The following is an 18,190-nucleotide window of genomic DNA, read 5'->3' as shown; positions in this document are numbered from 1 at the left end:
ACCGCTCAGTCGCGGGACTCCCCGAGGGCCACCGGCAGCCGGTCCCAGCCGTACATCACGAAGGTGGCGGAGGGACGGGGCTCGCCCGCCGGGCTCAGGCCGGGGAAGCGCCCGAACAGGGCGGACAGGGCGATCCGGGCTTCGAGCCGGGCCAGCGGCGCCCCGAGGCAGTGGTGCACGCCGTACCCGAACGCCAGGTGGTTCTTGTCCTCGCGGGCGAGGTCGAACCGCTCCGCGTCGGGACCGTAGTGGCTCGGGTCGGTGTTCGCGCCCAGCAGGCCGGCCAGGATCGCGTCGCCCTTGGCGATGACGGCGCCCCCGCTCAGCGGGATGTCCTCGACGGCGTAGCGCAGCGGCAGGTTGGCCACCGAGGGGGCGCTGCGCAGCGTCTCCTCGATGACGTCGTCCCAGCTGTGGGTGCCGTCGCGGACGAGTCCGTGCTGGTCGGGGTGGGTCAGCAGCGAGTGGACCGCGTTGCCGATGAGGTTGACGGTGGTCTCGAAGCCGGCGCCGATGACCAGCAGCAGGGTGAAGAGCAGTTCCTCCCCGCTCAGCCGGGAGCCGTCCTCGTCGCTGGTGCTGATCAGCACGCTGGTCATGTCCTCGCCGGGCTGCTCGCGCTTGCGCTCGATCAGACCGCCCAGCACCACGGGTATCGCCTCGAAGGTGGCCTGCGCCTCCTCCGGGGACAGGGTGGTGTCCACGACTCGGCCGATCAGGTCGACGGCGGCCGGCCGCAGGTCGTCCGGGACACCCATCAGCCGGCAGATGATCTCCAGCGGCAGCGGGTGGGCGTAGCCCGCGATGAGGTCCACCGTGCCGCCGCGGCCGGCCTCCTCGGCCATCGCGTCGAGCAGGCCGTCGGCGATCTCCTCGATGTCGCCGGCCAGGGCCTGGATGCGCCGGGCGGTGAAGGCGGGGGCGACCAGGCGGCGCAGGCGCCGGTGGTCGGCGCCGTAGGCCGTGAACATGTTGGTGACGCCGATCCACGACATCAGCCAGGAGGCCTCGGGGGGCAGCCCGCGCTGGAAGAGCGGGTAGTGCCGGCGCGGGTCCTTGGACACCCGGTCGTCCGTCAGCAGCTCCTTGAGCAGATCATGGCCGGTGATCGACCAGGCGGTGACGCCGCCGGGCAGTTCGACCGGGACGGCCGGTCCGCGCCGGTGCAGTAAAGCGGTCTCGGCCCGCAGGTCGGACCCCGACGGGTCGAGGCGCAGCGGGGTCGCGGGGGTTGCGGTCATGTCAGGCCTCCGGGAGGTGTGAATCGGGCGGGCAGCGCGACCAGGGAGCGGTGGAAGGCGCCCGGGCGCCACTCCAGTTGGCTCCGCGGCACCTCGGCGCGCAGGTCGGGAAGGCGGGAGACGAGGTGTTCGATCGCGGTGGTGCTGATGAGGGTGGCGGGCTGCTGGGCCGGGCAGGCGTGCGGGCCGGCGGACCAGGACAGGTGGGCCCGGGAGCCGCCACGGGTCTCCGCTGCCCCCGGCCCCTTGGGGTCGGCACCGGCCGCTGCCATGCTGACCATCACCAGGGTGTGCGCCGGCAGGTCCACGCCGTGGAAGTTGATGTCCCGCAGGGGGAAGTGGAAGGCGTAGTTGGCGATCGGGGTCTCGAAGCGGAGCACCTGCTCGACGGCTTCCCGCGGGGTGTGGATGCCGTCGGTCCATGAGGCCCGGTAGCTGTCGTCGGCCAGCAGCCGGGACAGGGCGTTGGAGATCAGGTTGGTCGTGGGCTCCTGGCCCGCACCGACCGTCAGCACCAGGTGGTGGAGAACCTCCTCGGGGGTGAGCTCATGGGGGTGGTCCAGGTACCACGAGGTGATGTCGTCCCCGCGCTGCGCCATCTTGGCCATGAGCAGTTCGCCCATGTACCGCTCGAACTGCGCGGTGGCCTCCGGGCCCGTTCCCTCCATCAGGCCGGCCAGTGCCTGGATGAGGTTCGGGGCCCGGTCGTCCTCCAGCCCGAAGAGCCGGTTGATCACATACAGCGGGATGGGCCGGCAGTACTGGCCCACCAGCTCCACCCGCCCCTCGTCGATGAACGTGTCGATGAGCAGGTCCGCGATCTCCTGGGTCATGGCGCGCAGCCGGTGCGGCTCGATCCTGGCCACGGAGTCGGTGATCACCTTGCGGTAGCGGGCGTGCGTCTCGCCGTCGCTGAACAGCAGGTTGGGCCGCCACCTGAGCATCCCGAGCACCGGGTGGTCCTCGGGGACGGTCTCCTGCCACACCCGGGAGTCCTTCGTCCAGCTGCGGGTGTCGTGCAGGAGATCCAGCGCGGCCCGGTAGTCCAGCACCAGCCACCCGGTGACGCCGGGGGCGACTTCGATGGGCGCGAGCGGCCCGCACTCGGCGCGCATGCGCTCGTACACGGCGTACGGATCGCGCATGAACTCCTCGCCGTACAGCGGGTACGGGGTGCGCACAGGGGATACGTCGGCGGTCACGCGGCAACCTTCTGCTGGTGGGTCATGGCGTGCTGCAGCAGCTCGATCAGCGCTTCGAGCACGGAGGCCGGGTCCAGGGCGCGGCAGCGGACGACGGGGGTGTCCCCGGCCAGGTCCAGGTGGTCGCGCAGGACCGCTTCGGACACCTGCGGGGAGTCCGGGAACTCGTTGACGGCAACGATGTAGGGCAGCCCGGTCGTCTCCGCGAGGTCCAAGGCGTCGAAGGACACGTCCAGGCGGCGGGTGTCCACCAGGACCAGCGCGCCCAGCGCCCCGGCCGCGACATCCCGCCACAGGCTGGCGAAACGCTTCTGCCCGCCGGTGCCGAACAGGTACAGCACCAGGTCGTCGGAGAGTGTGCGGCGGCCGAAGTCCATCATGACGGTGGTGGTGGACTTCTCCGGCAGGTGCGCCAGGTCGTCCGTGGGCCTGCCCGCCTCCGTCATCGTCTCCTCGGTGTGTGCGGGGGCTATCTCCGAGACCGAGGCGATCAGCGTGGTCTTGCCGGTCCCCAGCCCTCCGCAGATGACGATCTTGACGAGGTCCTGACGCAGGTCAGGATCCAGATGCGCCGGCCGGGTCGTTTCTGAGGGCGAGGAGTCCATCGAGCACCCTTCTGAGCAGGTCGGAATCCAGTTGGTCGGTGTGCAGTACGGCAGCCCTGGCCTCGAGCACTCCGCCGTCGATCAGGTCGGCGGCCAGCACGCGCACGGTGCCGGTGGGAAGCCCCAGGTGAGCGGCGGCCTCGGCCAGGGTCAGCGGGCCGGGAGCCAGTGCCTCCGCCAGGCGGCGCAGGGCCGGCGCGAGCACCGGGGGGATCCAGTCCCCCCGGCGCCGCAGGACCGTGAGCGGGTCCCGGAGCAGGGGGTGCGTGCGCGGCGTGCCCAGCCCGTTGAGCGCGGTGTAGGCCGGGACGAGCCGTCGCCGGCTTCCCGGGGAGGTCACCGTTCGTCGCTCCGGGCAGGGGCGGTGAGCAGGCCGGCCAGGCTGGCGGCGTGCGCGGTCATCCGGTGCGCGATGACCCCGATGTCGGCCTCCGGGCCCGCCCACACCGCGAGCGCGATGTTGTTGCCGGCGCCCATGATGATGGCCCACCCGCGCGGACCGCCGTCGGCGCCGGAGCACTCCGTGATCACCTGACTGATCGCCAGCTCCTCGTTGCCGGCCAGCGCCTGGGTGGCGGCCCGCGCCGCGGACAGCAGCCCGGCCGACATGGCCGCGGCCCGGTCCTGGTCGTCCTCTCCCAGCTCACCCGCGACGGCGGCCTTGAGGCCGTCCGTCGTCAGGATCAGCACGTGCCGCACGCCGGTCACCTCGGCGAGCAGTCTCTCCGCCACCTGGTCCAGGTGGGGCTTCATGGCTTCCGACAGCTTGCTCACTGCGCCTCCTCGGCTGCGGTGTCCACGGTGTTCTGGGAGCGGGCGGCGTTGACCGCCCGTTGCAGGCCGCTGTAGCGCTGCCCGGCGGCCTCGGGTGTCGTGCTGGGAGGTGTCAGCGCGACGGCAGGTGCCGCTCCGGCGACGCCGGCCTGGTCGGTGTCGGCCGAACGGCGGCGGCGACGGGGCAGGTTGAGGGGTGCTTCCTCGTCGGCCGCGTCGGGGCCCGGAGCTTCGGGCGCCTGGCGGGGCGGCGGCGCGACGGCGGACATCGGCACCTCCTCGGGTATCAGGGTCAGCACCGCGGTCGGCAGGTGCACGACCGTCCGGACGCCGCCGTATGCGGAGGGCTCCCAGTCGATCCGCAGCCCGTGCGGGCGGGCCATCCGGCCGACGGCCGCCAGCCCGAGACGGGGCGGGTCGCCGAGCACGGCCAGCAGCGGCGGCTCGCCGGTGATCATGCGCCGCGCGTTGGCCAGCGCGTCCGGGCCCATCCCCAGACCGGAGTCGTCGATGGTCACCACCGCGCCGCCGGGCACCTCGTGCAGGGTCACCTGGACCCCGAGGGTGCCGGGTGAGTAGTGCGCGGCGTTGCGCAGGAGTTCGGCCAGGATGACCGCGACCGGCTCGGCGGCCGGCGCCACCACGCCCAGCCGCCGCGTCATCAGGTTGTGGGCGGTCACCCGCTCGCCGCCCTCGATCCGGGAGAGCGCGCCGGCCACGAGGTCGGGAAGGTGGCAGTCCTCCCGCACCAGCCGGGCCGTGCCCCCGGCGGCGATTCCGGCGCGCTGCAGCAGGCTGCGGCTCGTCTCGTTGAGCCGGTCGGCACGCTGCACCAGATCGAACAGCTGCTCGTCGTGCTGGGTGCGCTCCTCCAGTTGCAGCAGCAGGTCCTGCAACCTGTAGGACAGCGCCTGGCCTTCGGCCGTGACGGCCCGCACCACCGCCGCGCCGCCGGCGTCGCCGGCCTCCCGCCCGCGGGTCACCGCGGCGGCCGCCAGCTCCAGGACCCGTTCGCACCGCGCGACGTTCGCCTCGTCCCCGGGGTGCAGCGGCCCGGGCACCGGTACCGGCACCTCCGGGCTGCGCGCCTGCTCCAGCGCGGCGGGCAACCGGGTTGCGGCCAGGTGCTCGAGCTCCTGCGCCAGCTCACTGTGCGCCGCCAGGGCCGCGTCGCGTCGTTCGGCGGTCTCCGCCGCCCGGGCCTCGGCCTGGCCGGCCCGCTGCTCGACGGCTGCCGCCCGCCTCTCGGCGGCCTCCCGGGCCCGGCGCTCTCGCAGCAGCAGCGGCACGGCGCCCCCCGCGACCAGCGTGCCGATGGCCAGCGCGCCCAGGGCCGCGTGACCGACCGGTGGCATGTCCCGCGCGCTGTTCAGAACCACGAGCACCGCCACCGTCGCCAGCGCGACCACGGCCGCCATGGCCAGAAGGGACTTCACCGTGGGAAGGCGGTTCTGGCCGCCGCGGAACGGCTGTTCCGTTGTTGATTCCGTCATTGATCCTTCACAGGTTTGTCTGTACCTTCGCCAGGTCGCGGACGAGACGGGAATTGCCGGCGCGATTCCGTGCGTTGCGGAGTTCAGTCCGAAGTCCGGTTATCTCAGGGCGTGTTCACCCTCCGCACCGATCGTCGGACGGTCAGCGCCGTGCCCATGGCAGCGGCCCGCCGGCCGGGGCGTCCGCACCACGCCCGGGCGCCTCACTGTCGCCACGGGCCCGGCTCCGTATGTGCGCCGGGGAGGCGGTCCGCCGCTCCAGCACGGCCCAGCAGGCAGCACGGCAAGCACACCCTCCTCAAGTGACTCTGAGTGATCACCAGCGGCTTGTCAGCATATCCGTTTGAGTCAGGAACGGAAGAGTGAGACAACAACCGGTCAGTTTCAGTCAGCACGAAGCGCGATGCGGCCGTGCACCATTCGTCCGGCTCTCTTCCACAGAGACGCCCGAAGTCGCTTCCGGCCTCCTCACCTCTCACGCCGGCCTCCCGAATTCGGCACGGCACGGTGGGGTGACGGCACCTCGCCAACCCGGGCCCTCCGGAATACCCCCGAGATCACCCCCACGTGCGTGGGCGGAAACACAAAGGGCACGATGTGCCCGTTCACGGCCCCTCACGTGCCCGCCGCACCACCGCGGCCCACTACCGTGACTGCCGTGTTCACTCCGCAGGGCCCCACCCTCCGCGAGCTCGCCGCGCAGGCACTGTCCTCCACCGAGCGCGGCTACGACCTGCTCGCCCCGAAGTTCGACCGCACACCGTTCCGCACGCCCGACAGCATCCTGGACGCCACGGTCTCCGCCCTCCGCCCCATGGGGCCGTTCGGGTCCGGCCTGGACGTCTGCTGCGGCACCGGCGCGGGAACGACCGCCCTCCGCCGGCTGTGCACCGGCCAGGTCACCGGCGTCGACTTCAGCACCGGCATGCTCACCGTCGCCCGCTCCGCCCTCCACGACGCGCCGGGGACCGGCGGCTCCCCCGCCGTGCACTGGGTCCGAGCCGACGCCCGCAGGCTGCCGTTCGCACCGGTCTTCGACCTCGCCGTCAGCTTCGGGGCCTTCGGCCACTTCCTGCCCGCCGAACAGCCCCGGCTCTTCGCCGCCGTCCACGCCTCGCTGCGTCCCGGCGGCCTCTTCGCGTTCCCGGTGCCCGCTCCCCCGCGCGTCGGATCGGCCGCCTACTGGGCGCTGCTCGGCTTCGACACCGCCATGCGCGTCCGCAACGCCCTGTGGCGCCCCCCGTTCGTCATGTACTACCGCACCTTCCGCCTCCCCCGGGTGCTGGAGAACCTGGCCGCCACGGGGTTCACGACGAGCACCGTCCCCCTGACCGCCCTCGGCCGCCGCCGCGACGGCTCCCCCGCCTGCCGCCTCGTCCTCGCCCGCCGACCATCCGTGGAGCGGAATACTCTGTCGGTGTGAGCGAACGAGGAATGCAGGAGCTGGCCCTGCTGCTGCTGACGGCGGTGGCGAACACCCCCCGGCACGGCTACGCGATCGCCCAGGAGGTCAAGGCCATGACCGACGGCCGGGTGACACCGCGCACCGGGGCACTGTACGGGGCACTGGACAGGCTGCTGGCCGAGGGCCTGATCCAGGTGGAGAGCGAGGAGGTGGTGCGCGGCCGGGCACGTCGTGTCTTCGCGCTCTCCCCCTCCGGGCGGGAGCGGCTGGAGGCCGAGGCGGAGCGGCTGGCCGCCACCGCCCGGGAGGTCAGGCGGCGCCTTGCCGACGGCACGGTGGCGCCGGCGTGAGCGACCGCCTCGTCCGTCTGTACCCGGTCGCATACCGGGCCGCACACGGACAGGAGATCGTCGACGTCCACCGGGAGATGACAGCGGAACTGTCGCGCCCGGCCCGGCTGCGTGCGGACGCCGACCTGGCCGCGCACGCCCTGCGGGTCCGGCTGGGGCTGGACTCGGCGTCGCCCGCGGGGCGACTCTTCGCCCTGGCCGCCCCGTTCGCCCTGGCGGCCGCGGCGGTGACCAGCGGGCTGCACCTGACGCGCTGGTACGCCGGGCTCGCTCTCTCGCCGGCTCCGGCCCGGGTGCAGCTCGCCGCGACGGACGGCGCGTGGATCCTGTTCCTGCTGCTCTCCCTGCTGGTGTGCGTCGGCGCCGTCGTCGCCCTGACCGGCCGGTGGGGGCGGGGCGCGGGGCCGGCGGTGTGCGGGCTGCTGGGGACGGCAGTGCAGGGGATCTCCGCCGCACCCTCTCCGGATCAGGGAGGCATCGCTCCTGTCGCGGCGCTGCTGACGGCTGCCGTCGTCCTCGCCTGCCCTCCGGACCGGCGCGGGGACAGGCGGCTGTCGGCGGCGGCCGGAGCGGTGGCCGCCGTGGGGTGGTTCCCCGTCGTCGTGGTGAACGCCGGCAGCTATACGGGGGCCCTGGGCGTGAGCACGGACTACGGCGCCTGGCCGCTGCTCGTCCTCGCCTTCGCCGGAGTCGCCCTCGCGCTCCGGGCGCACTCCTGGGGCCTGCGGGAGATGAGCGCGATGGCCGTCGCGTCTCCGTTGTTGACTGCCAATGCATACCTGGCCTGGGGGGAGCTCCTGCCCGTCCTCGGCGCCCTTCTCCTGTTGCCGGCGGGGGCGGCGCTCACCTCGTCGGTCCAGGCGGTGCGCCGCCTGCGGAGCTGACCCACCGCCCTGCCGTCCCCCGGGTCGTGCACGCCCGCCCGAGGGTGGTGGGGGCGCACGGGACTTCCGGGCCTTTCCTGCCCGGCCCGTCCCCGGGCCACCGCTGCCTCCAAGGACGCCTCACTCACTTGCCATAGTCCGTTGCACTGAATATTCTTCCTGGCGACCTATCCGTAAGTGTTCCTGACCAGGCCGGCCCGGCGAGCTGGGGCACCCGTCCCGACGACGCTCCCCGACAGCGGGAGCGGTCCCGCCCTCCTCGCCACAGAAAGGGGCCGGCAGCGTGCCGTTCACCCTGTCCCACCCCGCAGCGGTTCTGCCGCTGATGCGCCGGCCGTTCGTTCCGGCCGCTCTCGTCGCCGGCGCTCTGGCACCCGACGTTCCGTACTTCCTGGCCACCCTCGGCCTGTCAGGCTCCGGCGGGCACAGCTGGTCCGAGCCGTTCCTGAACGCCACCACCACCCACTCACCCGGCGGAGGACTGATCACCGGCCTCCCCGTGGCCCTCGGCCTCATCGCCCTCCACCAGATGCTGCGCGCGCCGGTCAGCGCGCTGCTCCCTTCCGGCCTCCGCCTCCCGGAACCCGAGCGGCCCGTGGGCACGCACGCCAGGGCCCGGTACGTCCTGTGGCTGCTGCTCTCCGCCCTGATCGGTATCGCCTCCCACCTCGCGTGGGACTCCTTCACCCACGGCGACGGCCTGCTGGTCACCCAGCTGGAGCTGCTGCGCACCCCGGTCCTGGGCGGCCTGACGGTCGGCAGGCTGCTGCAACACGTGAGCACCGCAGCCGGACTCGCAGCCGTCACCTGGCACCTCTGGCGGCGCCGGGGCCGGCTGCGCTCTCCCGGCGCCGGTACCGTCAACCGGCTACGCCCGGTCATGCGGTGGTGCGTGGTGGCCGTGCTGGTCGCGTCCCCCGTGCTGGGCGCCGCCGTGAAGGCCCGGGACGACTTCCACGCCCACCGGTACGTGACCGAAGCGGACTACACCCGGCCGGTCACCGTCGACCTGGGCGGCGGCGTGACCGAGACGACCTACCCCTCCACCACGGCCCCGGCCCCGCTGGGCACCCTCGCCGAAGGCATGCTGACCGGAGCCGCCAAGAGAGCGGGCGTCGCGTTCACGGTCGCTCTGCTGCTGTACGCGGCCGCCTGGCAGACCGGCAGCCTCCCGCACCGGCGGCGCCGGCGTCGCGCGGGGCTCGTCGGCCACCACCGGCCGGAGACACACCCGGCCCGGGTGGATGAGCCATCCAGCTCCCCCGCCCAGGCCACTACAGCAGGTGGTCGGCCTTGCCCGCCTTGATGTCCCGGACGAGGGCGGCCAGAGCCTCACGGCTGTCCGTAAGGAAGTTCCCCTCCTGCCCGGCAACAGCGATGTAGGCGTTGCCGTCCGTATCGGTGCCTATGCGAAAGCAGTTGGAGCTCTCCGCGCAGAAGGGCTCTTCCCAGACGATGTCAGGCACAGTGCTGTCTCCTATCGACTGCCGGTGAGGGCGAGCATGAAGTCCCGGGACTTACCGGGGCTGAGAGAAGCTTCTTCCATCCAGTCCAGCTGGGAACGGTACTTGTCGAGCTGGGCCGGAGCATGAGTGAACCCTGGTCCATGGGCCGAGTCGAGTTGCACCGTGTCGAGTTGGGGCACGACCCCGGCAGCGTAGAGGAGGGCCTGGCCCGCACCCGGGAACGCTCCGGATGAAAACGGCACGACCCTCACCTCCACGTGCTCGAGTTCGCCGATCTCGCACAGGCGGTCCAACTGTGCGCGCATGACTTTCCTTCCGCCGAACTCGATCCGCAGAGCCGCTTCATGGATATACGCGGTGTACGACAGCGGCTTGGGCCGGTGCAGCACTTGCTGACGCTGCAGACGGAGCGCAACGCGAAGCTCGACCTCATGCTCCGACAGAGGCGGAAGGGCAGCGTTACCCACCGATCTGGCGTACCCGTCGGTCTGGAGCAGCCCCGGCACATGGAGGAACACCCCCGCTCGAACGGATGTGGCGTGCCACTCCAGCTCCGTGATGTCGAGCAGCCCGGCGGGCAACTGCCCTCGATACGTCTCCCACCAGTCCCTCGGCCGCGGCTCGGCCATGGCAACGAGCGCTTCGACGTAACGTTCGTCGTGGCAGCCGTAGTTGCTCGCCAAGGTCCGGACTCGCTCGGGTGTGATCACCCGGACGCCGGATTCGATGTTCGAGATCTTCGCCCTGTCCAGGCCAAGCAGTCGAGCCGCGAACTCGGTGCTCTCGCCTGCGTCGTTACGCATCCTGCGCAGCTCGGAGCCGAGTCGCTTCTGACGTTCGGTGGGGACACTCCGTGGCGGCATGAAGCCCTTCTCCCAAGGTGGCGAACGGACAGTGTGCCCGGTGAGGCAGCCCGCTCACCAGCACACGATGTGGGGCATTTTCCCGACCGGGGTGGCAAATGCCACCAACGCTGCTCTACTTTAAGTGATGCGGCGTTCACGCAAGGCGAGAACGAAGAGCATCGCGCGAGCCTGCCCGCGTCCTCCTGCCCTGGGAGGGGTGTGCTCGCGCCAGGGAGACGAGCCACGTTCCGCCGCACCGGCACCCGCGTTGTACGCCCACCTCCACCCACAGTCCCGCCGACCAGCGGAGCAGCCATGCCCGAGAACGCGTTCGCCCCCGGACCAACGCCGCACAGCGTCACCCGCCACACACCTCCTACCGGACAGGCAGGCTTCGCGCCCCACACCACCGTCGCGCCCTTCTTCCCTCAGGCCGTACCGAGGTTCACGCAGTGCCCACCGCCACCCCCCGACCTGACGGAACCATCGCCGGCGAACCTCGTCTACGGGATGACGCTGCCCTCGGCCACCGCGACGCCCAGCGTCGCGCAGGAATCCGCGGAGATCATGCTGGACGTGCACGCGGTCGAGGAGGCAGCGGTCGACCCGATGCTTCTTCTCGTGTACGAACTCACGGCGCACGCCTGCCGCTTCACCTCGGCCGGAGAGATGGTCCACCTCGTCGTCCGCCTGGTGGAGGGCGCCTTCCAGGTCACGGTCCACGACACCCACGCCGCACACACCCACCGCGTTCTCGCCACCATGTGCGACAGGCGGCGCCGAAGCTCCCTCACAGATGTCCGCGAACTGGTGGAGAAGCACCAGGGAGCGTGGGGCTTCGGGTCAGCCCACCCACCCGCAGTCGGCGTGTGCACGTGGGCGACCCTCATGCCCTCGCCACACACCCAGGCCGCCGAGAACCCCGGACCGGCATTGGCATAAGCTGATCATTTTTGGGAGTTCTCATGTCATGGATCACCTTCAAACGCAGCGCTGCCGTGGTGCTCAGCGGAGGACTGTTCCTGGGGATGGCTTCTTACGGACCGCAGAGCGCTGGATCGGCAGACGCGTCGGACCGGCAGGAAACCGACCGGGAGCCCAATGCGGACGGCGACGTGCACGAGTTGATGTCGTGGGTCCTGGTCTCGACCGCAGGAGTTTCCTCAGTCCGGGTCACCGGCGAGATGGAAACCCAGGGCTACACCGTGGGGCACGGCCATGAGGTCGACAGGGAAGGAAGGTGTCGCAAGTACATGACGTTCCCGGACTTCGGGAACGTGGAGACCGTCAGAGTCGACGACGAGGTGTGGGTGAGCCCTCCCACGCCCTACTGGCTCCAGGCCGGTGGCACGGAGGCAGTGGAGATGTATCAGGGGATGTACGTCCACGGCCCCGTGGACGACCCTGATCTGGCGACCCATGCCGATGGCTGTGACGTCTTCTCCGCCTTCAGCCTCCTGGACTTCGGCGACGAGCACAATCCGGCGCAGATGTCCCTCGGCCCGGAGACCACCTATGAAGGCAAGCGTGCGATCACCGTACTGATCGAGGAGGAGGAGCCTGAGGGGAGCATCTCCAGCACCCTCCTGGTCGCGGCGGAGGGCAAGCCCTATCCACTGCACCTGACGACCGAGATGGTGTTCGTCAGCCCGGGACCAGGAACGATGGTCCAGCGGCGCGCCTGGCACGACTACGGAGGATACTTCGAAGTCGCGGTCCCGCCGGAGGCAATGTCTGTCGCCATCAGCGATATGGCACCGGAGCACAACCCCTTCCCGCTCACGAGGTGGTGATGCCCGCCGCAGGAGGTGAACTGCTCCCCTCCTGCACAGCGGTGGACAAGGGCTGACTTCGGAAAGGGTCGAGGTCTACCGCAGATGGATGGCCCTGGGCGGACCCCGGACCACAGGGGGTCCGTCCGCTTCCGGGGCACATCTGCGGTCTCAGCCGACAGCAGCGCCGCACCAGCGGGACAGCACGCCGAGCAGTTCTGCTGGTCCCGACCCAGACCACGTGGCCGTCCGGCCGCAGCAACAGCACGGCGGGCACGAGCAGTTCCGCACTGACGTCAACGACGCGGTCGACTCGGTCTGCCCACGCCGATCCCACTCGGGAGGGCAACGCACCGTTCCTGGTCAGAGCGGGAGAACGGGCCGGGTTGAGAAGTCCTCACAAAGGCCATCTCCGTCTGGGCTGTACACGAACTCAGCCGTGGACGGGTTCCGGTTGGCCGTGGCCAGGGGAAGCCAGGCCAGCAGGGTGCCGTATCCGCCGCAGACCGACTCCCCGCCGTCGCCACCGTGCACCGCTGTGACATCGCTCGTCAGTTCCACACTGTAGGTGTCGTAGGCGATCCGCAGGCCCAGGGCGCTCAGCTGACGCTGTGGCCCGGTGTCGTGGCCATAGGGGATCTCGTCGAGAGGGCACTCGTCGCCCCACCGGAACAGCGTGCCCGCGCCGGCTCCACAGGCGTGCTCCCACTCGTCGGAAGTCGGCATCCGCAGTCCACGGGCGGCGAGGGCCGCCGGCATGTCCGCAGGCAGTTCGGTCAGGTTCTCGTTCTCCACGGCCATGAGCACGGCGGCCAGGGTGACGCACCGGCGCGGGCTCAGCACCTGTGCGAGGTAAGCCCGCAGATCAGGGCCGCCACCGAACCCCTGCCCCAGGCTTTCCGCGTAGTCGGCCGCCTGCCCGGGCGTCGGCTGCCAGACATCCAGATCGAGTCCGAGCGTCACGGTGCCGCCGGGTATCAGCGCGAACTCCCGACCGTTCCGTTCCACCCGGACCCGGTGCAGCCGGGCGCCCAGGTGCTCGACCGTCTCCACGCCGGCCACGCGGCCACTCACCAGGTCTGCTGCCTCCTGGGCGACCCGACGCGCAGCAGCGAGATCGAACGACCGCCACTTATCGAGACTGAGATCAGCGAGGCCCATGAGTCGCAGTGTCGCAGGCTGTCGAGAGCAGCCTGACGAGGCCTCAGCCTCCGTCCTTTCAAGCGTGGAAGGGTCCAGGGCGCCAGTGGCGGATCGACTCAGGTTCCTGAGCCGACACTGCGGATTCCTGTGGCAGTATTCGAACCCACGCCCCCCTCCATCCCGAAGAAGTTCGGTTGCTGAGTCTGTCGGCCTCGATCACGCTTCTCCAGGAGATGCGAGAGCGGGCCCGCTCCCGGCTGGTTCCCCGCCACCGAAGCTCCCACCCCGAGCAGCTGCGCAGCCCGTAGGTCAGCACTGCGCTGGAGACCCATCCGGCATGACCGACACCAGTCGCTACAGTGCGTGTCGGCCAGCCGCGTCTGGGGGACCCGGTGCCGTGGGCGAGGGCGAGGACGCAGTACCTGCGCTGAGCCTCCACTGATCTGAGTCAAGGCTCCTTCGCCTACCCATTCGGATCGTGAGTCGAAGGCTCGGACACGCCCCTCACCAACCTGCCGCCTCAAACCCCGAACGGCGTGCACTCGTCCGAAGCGCTTGCAGCCTGGGTTCATCCCTACGGAAATCCCGAACGGCGTGCACCCGGCAGCGGGTGGCCCACGTCTTCTATTGTCCTTCCTGAAACCAGGGATCACCGGCTCACTCATCCGCTGGGAATCCCCCGACCTCAGGAAGGAACCACGTGCAACCAAAGCTGATGTACGTGATCATCGCGGTGCTCACGGCGCTTGTCGCCGCTCTGGTCGGCAGCGTCATGACCGTCGTCGAGGGAGGACGTCCCACGGCAGCCTTCAGGACCGGAGCATTGACCTTCGCCGGCTCCCTGACGCTTCTCATCGTGGTCATGGGCGCCGTGGGCGTGGTGGGCTCGTGAGCCACGTGGGAGCCCTTGGAGGACACGTACAGGGCGAAAGTGTCTCCTCGCTCAACGAGGTGCTCGCGAAGGTCCGCCGACACCGCACGCACCTCTCGCGGCTGATGAACGCCCACGACGCGACCCGCCTGATCCTAGGGCTGCTGTACCTGAGCCGGAAGGCGCACGCCGCTCCCGGCGCCGGTGTACCGACGTGGTCGTGGTTGCTGAGCCAGCCGGCAGGGCACGGTGTCGGAATCCGCTCTGCCGTGAGCAAGTGTCTGGGCCACTGGCTACCCGCGGCCGACGAACAGGACGCTGACGCGGGCATGATGAGCGTGATGCCCGTTCCGCCCTCCGGTTCCGAAGGATCACTGCACGCTCTCATCCAGGCCATCGGCTCCACCCAGCGGGTCGGCCCCCTTCTCGACCAGTGCCTCCGTGACCTTTCGGCGGACCAGGCAGACGGCAGCCACTACTTCACGCCGGATGACATGGCGCGTCTTATGGTCGGTGCGGCCGTCCCCCGCGACGGGCACAAAGTGCTGGACCCCGTGTGCGGTTCAGGGGGACTGCTCGTCGAGAGTCACCGCTATGTCCGCGAACGAGTCGGACTGAACCCGGCCATGCTCTTGCAGGGCAAGGAACAGCATGCCCACACCTCACAGGTGGCCCGCATGAACTTCGCGGTGCGGGGGATCACAGCCCACGTCTTCCCTCCCGGGGACAGCCTCGCGGAGCCCGAACCGGAGTCCCACGACATCATCCTGGCCAACCTTCCCTTCAACCAGCGCGACTGGACGCAGGAGGTCAAGGCGGAACAGAGCACCCACAAGTCAGCTCTCCCCGTCCCTGCCGATCCCCGGTGGCCGAAGGAACCACCATCCCGAGGGTCCGCCAACTCGGCGTGGATCCAGCACATTGCACACGCGCTGGCTCCCGCTGGACGTGCCGTCTTCCTGATGGCTGACAGCGTCGCCAACAGCAGACAGCCCGTCACCCGAAGGCTCCGCGAACGCCTCCTGCGTGGCGATCTGGTCGAGTGCGTGATCGCTCTGCCACCGCGCGTAATCGGTCACACGAAAGCTCCCGCCTGCCTGTGGGTGCTCAACAGGGACAAGAGCGCGCGCCCCGGCTGGGGCGTCCTGGACCGCCGCGAGCAGGTGCTCTTCGTCAACGCACGGCGAGCCTTCGAACCGGTCCCGGAGTCGAGAGCACGGAGGCTGGGCGACAAGAACACGGCATTGATCCTGACCACCCTGGCGGCCTGGCGTGGCCTCTCCGAGAATGGCGCTGCGGCCTCGCCGTACAACGACGCAGCCGGCTGGTCCCGAAGCTGCTCCACCGACGAGATCGCCGACCGCGGGTACAGCCTGATGCCGACTTCGTACGCCGTGGAGCCCCCCAGCCCCGAGCGGGACACGCGGAGCCGGATCGAGCAGCTCAAGCTCGAACTGGGCCATCAATTCGACCAGATGCGCGACATGGAACTCCGCCTGCTGAAAGTCTTGGAGGAGATCTGATGGAAGCCAATGCCGACCGGGCCGCCTCGGGCAAAGCGGCTTGGCCGACTACCTCTATCGAAACCGAGCGAACCCGCAGGGACATCAAAACCACTTCCGGCTTCCTCGACGACGCGGCTGCCGATCGGACCGCAGGGATCGTCAGCTCGACGTTCGTCAAGGGCGGCAGGATCCTTTCACCCAAAGCCAACGAGTGTCGGCCGTGCGAATCCCCGCCCAGCCGGGCAACTCTCAGGGAGGGCGACCTGGCCGTCGTACTCGTCCGACGGGTAGGCGATTCCGCACTGGTCACCGCCGACCATGCGGGATGTACAGCGACCAGGTCGATCGGCATCATCCGCGCCGAACCGCACATTGCGCGGTGGCTGCGCATCTGGCTACAGACACCCACGGCGAAGGCTCACATCGACGGGGACGTGTCGGCACATGTCGAGCCCACCATCAGTCTCGACACCCTCCGCCGCATGCTGTTTCCGCTGCCCCCGCCAGACACCATCACCGCATACCATCGAGCCTTCGGCCTCATCGAGGAGATGGCCAACCTCTACGAAGAGACCGCGCGCAAGGCGGTGGAACTGGCCGACGCACTTCATGACGACTGGGTGTCGAAGATTCCCAAGGGGGAGACACGACCGCTCGTGCAGGTCGCCAAACCGAAGACGGGCAAAGGTTCCGAACGCTCGCTTCCCACGTCGCCCACAAACCCCAGCACCGATGTGACCGATGTAATCGCCCCTAAAGATCTCTACGACCTGTCCGTGCCCCACGTCCAGAGGTTCCGTCTGAGCAGTCCAGCGAACCAAGGCGAGGCACGTCCTCCCGGCACCTTGATGCTGAGCACCCGTTCTGACGGCGCACACATTGCTGTTCTTCGCAGGCCGGCAATACCTCTCAGAGGCGTCGTGGCCGTACGGCCCGTTGAGGACGAGGACGGTTGGTGGCTGTTCCACGAACTCAGGAGTAGGCGCAGCGACATCGCGCGGCTGGCGCAAGGCCGGAACGGCCGGGAAATCTCCGCCGGTGCCCTCAAGCGCTTGGAGGTCACCTGGCCGGATCGGTGCACGCGCTCCGACTTCCACACGATGGCCGACCCCCTGCACACCATGGCGCGACTCCTGGTCGCCAAGATCGCGACGCTGCACACCCTGCGGGATGCGCTCCTGCGCGACATCTCAGCGAAGGCCGGCGTCCTCCGGGAACCGACAAGCACCAGCGTGAGAACGGTGGAGACCCGAGCGCCAGGCCGTTGCTGAACCGAAGACCGGGCGAACTCGGGACGGCGATATTCGCCGAGATGTCGGCCCTGGCGGCAGCGACGGGCGCGGTCAACCAAGGTTGCACGGCTCCCGTGCGCTCAGGAATCGGATCCCGGGGTGTTGGCTCCCGGCTCCCGAGGCGGGTCCACACAGCACATCAGGCCCGGTACTGATCTCTCAGTACCGGGCCTGACCTGTATTGCGGAGTCGGGGTGGCGGGATTTGGACCCACTGCTCCACGCGAACGGTACCGACGGTACCCGGTACGAGGCATCGCCATGGGCGAACGACCTCCCCCTCAACCGGGGCACCGACTGGCGTGCCCTGCAGCGGTGGCTGCTTGGCCGGTACACGCTTACGGATGTGCTCACCGATACTCCGTTGCCGCCGGGTACGGATCCGGCATCGGCGCTCGATGTCATCAGGCGCGGGCGTGAGGAACTGGCCCGGCTGCTTCAGCCGGCGGCTGCGGCCGAGGCAGCCGGTGTGGCGTAGACGGCACCGGCGAGACCTGCTCGCACCGGACCGGAATCGGTCCACCTCGGCGGCGGGGGACCGTGCCTCCTGCTGTCAGTGGTGTGCTCACCGGTCCGCAGACGTCCGGGCCGACCTGGCCCCGTGATACATTGAGTCATGTATATTGATACATCGATTGATGTATATGAGGGTGGTGCTCATGAGCAGAACCGTCATCGACCTCGACGACGACGCCCTGGAGGCAGCGGCAAAGGAGCTGGGTACTTCCACGAAGCGGGACACCATCAACACCGCCCTGCGGGAGATCGTGGCCCGCAACCGCCGCCTGCGAGCCCTGCGCGAACTGCAGGACCTCGCGGACGAAGGCGCTCTTGACGCCGAACTCCTCCTCGACAAGCGCAACTACCGAGGTGGTTCCGCCCGGTGAGCGTGGCCGACTACCTCATCGACACGTCGGCCCTGGTCCGTCTCCTGCTGCGCCAGGCAACCGAGGACTGGGAGCAGCGGGTGGGCGCCGGACTGGTCGCCCTGTGCGACCTCACCGAACTGGAAGTGCTCTACTCCGCACGTTCCGAGAAGGACCGTGAAGCCATCCAGGGACGACTGAACCAGTTCACCTGGTGCCCCATGCCCGACGGCGTCTACCGGCGCGCCCGCGTCGTCCAGCGCGGGCTCACGGCCAAGGGGGAGCATCGCAGTGCCGGAGCCGTCGACCTTCTCGTGGCTGCAGCCGCGGAAGAAGCAGGACTCACACTGCTGCACTACGACCGGGACTTCGAAACCATCGCCCGCACCACCGGGCAGCCGGTCCGGATGATCGACATCAGGTAGGCGGCCGGCTTCCGGAGCCCCGGGCTCGCACCCTGAGCATCTGCTGTGCGCC

At 69.9% G+C, this 18,190-nt stretch carries 20 protein-coding genes and 1 pseudogene; 11 read left to right on the top strand and 10 right to left on the bottom strand.

What is annotated here, in order from left to right; translation table 11 throughout:
• Positions 1-5 precede the first annotated feature (5 nt).
• Genes ABD299_RS19570 through ABD299_RS19545 form a run of 6 tightly spaced genes read right to left on the bottom strand, consistent with a single transcriptional unit; the run spans position 6 to position 5,315 of the window.
• Complete coding sequence (locus ABD299_RS19570; protein WP_344264212.1) at positions 6-1,241, bottom strand: cytochrome P450 family protein; 1,236 nt, start codon at positions 1,239-1,241, stop codon at positions 6-8.
• Positions 1,238-2,443 (bottom strand): cytochrome P450 family protein, encoded by a 1,206-nt coding sequence (locus tag ABD299_RS19565; RefSeq protein WP_344264209.1) that lies wholly within the window; start codon positions 2,441-2,443, stop codon positions 1,238-1,240. Before ABD299_RS19565 ends, ABD299_RS19570 begins: the two co-directional genes overlap by 4 nt.
• Positions 2,440-3,048, bottom strand: coding sequence for a GTP-binding protein (locus ABD299_RS19560; RefSeq protein ID WP_344264206.1), 609 nt, complete (start codon positions 3,046-3,048; stop codon positions 2,440-2,442). Before ABD299_RS19560 ends, ABD299_RS19565 begins: the two co-directional genes overlap by 4 nt.
• Complete coding sequence (locus tag ABD299_RS19555) at positions 2,999-3,388, bottom strand: DUF742 domain-containing protein (RefSeq protein ID WP_344264203.1); 390 nt, start codon at positions 3,386-3,388, stop codon at positions 2,999-3,001. The genes ABD299_RS19560 and ABD299_RS19555 overlap by 50 nt, the downstream gene beginning before the upstream one ends.
• Positions 3,385-3,822, bottom strand: coding sequence for a roadblock/LC7 domain-containing protein (locus ABD299_RS19550; RefSeq protein WP_344264201.1), 438 nt, complete (start codon positions 3,820-3,822; stop codon positions 3,385-3,387). The genes ABD299_RS19555 and ABD299_RS19550 overlap by 4 nt, the downstream gene beginning before the upstream one ends.
• Complete coding sequence (locus ABD299_RS19545; RefSeq protein WP_344264198.1) at positions 3,819-5,315, bottom strand: sensor histidine kinase; 1,497 nt, start codon at positions 5,313-5,315, stop codon at positions 3,819-3,821. Before ABD299_RS19545 ends, ABD299_RS19550 begins: the two co-directional genes overlap by 4 nt.
• A 658-nt stretch (positions 5,316-5,973) precedes the next feature.
• Between ABD299_RS19545 and ABD299_RS19540 the strand changes: the two genes are divergently transcribed.
• The 4 genes from ABD299_RS19540 (at position 5,974) to ABD299_RS19525 (ending at position 9,260) form a co-directional block, all read left to right on the top strand.
• Positions 5,974-6,738 carry a class I SAM-dependent methyltransferase gene (locus ABD299_RS19540; RefSeq protein WP_344264195.1) on the top strand — a complete coding sequence of 255 codons (765 nt, stop codon included), beginning with the start codon at positions 5,974-5,976 and terminating at the stop codon, positions 6,736-6,738.
• Positions 6,735-7,070, top strand: a complete 336-nt coding sequence (locus tag ABD299_RS19535) for a PadR family transcriptional regulator (protein WP_344264192.1) — start codon at positions 6,735-6,737, stop codon at positions 7,068-7,070. Before ABD299_RS19540 ends, ABD299_RS19535 begins: the two co-directional genes overlap by 4 nt.
• Positions 7,067-7,954, top strand: coding sequence for a hypothetical protein (locus tag ABD299_RS19530; protein WP_344264189.1), 888 nt, complete (start codon positions 7,067-7,069; stop codon positions 7,952-7,954). Before ABD299_RS19535 ends, ABD299_RS19530 begins: the two co-directional genes overlap by 4 nt.
• 283 nt (positions 7,955-8,237) lie before the next feature.
• Positions 8,238-9,260, top strand: coding sequence for a DUF4184 family protein (locus ABD299_RS19525; RefSeq protein ID WP_344264186.1), 1,023 nt, complete (start codon positions 8,238-8,240; stop codon positions 9,258-9,260).
• On the opposite strand, the gene ABD299_RS19520 is transcribed toward ABD299_RS19525, so the two are convergent.
• Together ABD299_RS19520 and ABD299_RS19515 are read right to left on the bottom strand one after the other, a co-directional pair.
• A complete protein-coding gene (locus tag ABD299_RS19520) occupies positions 9,229-9,420 on the bottom strand; it encodes a hypothetical protein (RefSeq protein WP_344264183.1) in 192 nt (63 codons plus the stop codon). The two genes, ABD299_RS19525 and ABD299_RS19520, sit on opposite strands and share 32 nt — an antisense overlap.
• 11 nt (positions 9,421-9,431) lie before the next feature.
• Positions 9,432-10,283: a helix-turn-helix domain-containing protein gene (locus ABD299_RS19515; protein WP_344264180.1), complete on the bottom strand. Its 852-nt coding sequence runs from the start codon at positions 10,281-10,283 to the stop codon at positions 9,432-9,434.
• A 297-nt stretch (positions 10,284-10,580) separates the two neighbouring features.
• Here ABD299_RS19515 and ABD299_RS19510 point away from each other — a divergent pair, with 297 nt between their 5' ends.
• Both ABD299_RS19510 and ABD299_RS19505 read left to right on the top strand, forming a co-directional pair.
• Positions 10,581-11,207, top strand: a complete 627-nt coding sequence (locus tag ABD299_RS19510; RefSeq protein ID WP_344264177.1) for a histidine kinase — start codon at positions 10,581-10,583, stop codon at positions 11,205-11,207.
• A 23-nt stretch (positions 11,208-11,230) separates the two neighbouring features.
• Complete coding sequence (locus ABD299_RS19505; RefSeq protein ID WP_344264174.1) at positions 11,231-12,058, top strand: hypothetical protein; 828 nt, start codon at positions 11,231-11,233, stop codon at positions 12,056-12,058.
• Positions 12,059-12,208: 150 nt separating this feature from the next.
• Here the strand turns inward: ABD299_RS19505 and ABD299_RS19500 are convergent.
• Positions 12,209-12,365 (bottom strand): annotated as a pseudogene (locus tag ABD299_RS19500) (aromatic-ring hydroxylase C-terminal domain-containing protein); the annotation flags it as partial.
• 35 nt (positions 12,366-12,400) lie between these two features.
• Positions 12,401-13,198 (bottom strand): hypothetical protein, encoded by a 798-nt coding sequence (locus tag ABD299_RS19495; RefSeq protein ID WP_344264171.1) that lies wholly within the window; start codon positions 13,196-13,198, stop codon positions 12,401-12,403.
• A 682-nt stretch (positions 13,199-13,880) separates the two neighbouring features.
• Here ABD299_RS19495 and ABD299_RS19490 point away from each other — a divergent pair.
• The 5 genes from ABD299_RS19490 (at position 13,881) to ABD299_RS19470 (ending at position 18,138) form a co-directional block, all read left to right on the top strand.
• Positions 13,881-14,072 carry a hypothetical protein gene (locus ABD299_RS19490; protein WP_344264170.1) on the top strand — a complete coding sequence of 64 codons (192 nt, stop codon included), beginning with the start codon at positions 13,881-13,883 and terminating at the stop codon, positions 14,070-14,072.
• Entirely contained in the window at positions 14,069-15,574 is a 1,506-nt protein-coding gene (locus ABD299_RS19485) for an N-6 DNA methylase (protein ID WP_344264169.1), read from the top strand. The genes ABD299_RS19490 and ABD299_RS19485 overlap by 4 nt, the downstream gene beginning before the upstream one ends.
• Positions 15,574-16,827: a restriction endonuclease subunit S gene (locus ABD299_RS19480; protein ID WP_344264167.1), complete on the top strand. Its 1,254-nt coding sequence runs from the start codon at positions 15,574-15,576 to the stop codon at positions 16,825-16,827. The genes ABD299_RS19485 and ABD299_RS19480 overlap by 1 nt, the downstream gene beginning before the upstream one ends.
• A 679-nt stretch (positions 16,828-17,506) precedes the next feature.
• Positions 17,507-17,734 carry a type II toxin-antitoxin system VapB family antitoxin gene (locus ABD299_RS19475; RefSeq protein WP_344264165.1) on the top strand — a complete coding sequence of 76 codons (228 nt, stop codon included), beginning with the start codon at positions 17,507-17,509 and terminating at the stop codon, positions 17,732-17,734.
• Entirely contained in the window at positions 17,731-18,138 is a 408-nt protein-coding gene (locus ABD299_RS19470; RefSeq protein WP_344264163.1) for a PIN domain nuclease, read from the top strand. Before ABD299_RS19475 ends, ABD299_RS19470 begins: the two co-directional genes overlap by 4 nt.
• The last annotated feature ends 52 nt before the right edge of the window (positions 18,139-18,190 follow it).

Origin of the sequence: Streptomyces sodiiphilus (assembly GCF_039529215.1) — a bacterium.
GTDB lineage: Bacteria > Actinomycetota > Actinomycetes > Streptomycetales > Streptomycetaceae > Streptomyces > Streptomyces sodiiphilus.
The sequence above is the reverse complement of the archived record's forward strand: the minus strand, read 5'-3'. Positions and strand labels throughout refer to the sequence as shown.

Bases quoted from the DNA above. Each gene is read 5' to 3' on its own strand.
- ABD299_RS19570 (WP_344264212.1), bottom strand. From the start codon at position 1,241: ATGACCGCAACCCCCGCGACCCCGCTGCGCCTCGACCCGTCGGGGTCC.
- ABD299_RS19560 (WP_344264206.1), bottom strand. From the start codon at position 3,048: ATGGACTCCTCGCCCTCAGAAACGACCCGGCCGGCGCATCTGGATCCT.
- ABD299_RS19545 (WP_344264198.1), bottom strand. From the start codon at position 5,315: ATGACGGAATCAACAACGGAACAGCCGTTCCGCGGCGGCCAGAACCGC.
- ABD299_RS19515 (WP_344264180.1), bottom strand. From the start codon at position 10,283: ATGCCGCCACGGAGTGTCCCCACCGAACGTCAGAAGCGACTCGGCTCC.
- ABD299_RS19510 (WP_344264177.1), top strand. From the start codon at position 10,581: ATGCCCGAGAACGCGTTCGCCCCCGGACCAACGCCGCACAGCGTCACC.
- ABD299_RS19505 (WP_344264174.1), top strand. From the start codon at position 11,231: ATGTCATGGATCACCTTCAAACGCAGCGCTGCCGTGGTGCTCAGCGGA.
- ABD299_RS19495 (WP_344264171.1), bottom strand. From the start codon at position 13,198: ATGGGCCTCGCTGATCTCAGTCTCGATAAGTGGCGGTCGTTCGATCTC.
- ABD299_RS19480 (WP_344264167.1), top strand. From the start codon at position 15,574: ATGGAAGCCAATGCCGACCGGGCCGCCTCGGGCAAAGCGGCTTGGCCG.
- ABD299_RS19475 (WP_344264165.1), top strand. From the start codon at position 17,507: ATGAGCAGAACCGTCATCGACCTCGACGACGACGCCCTGGAGGCAGCG.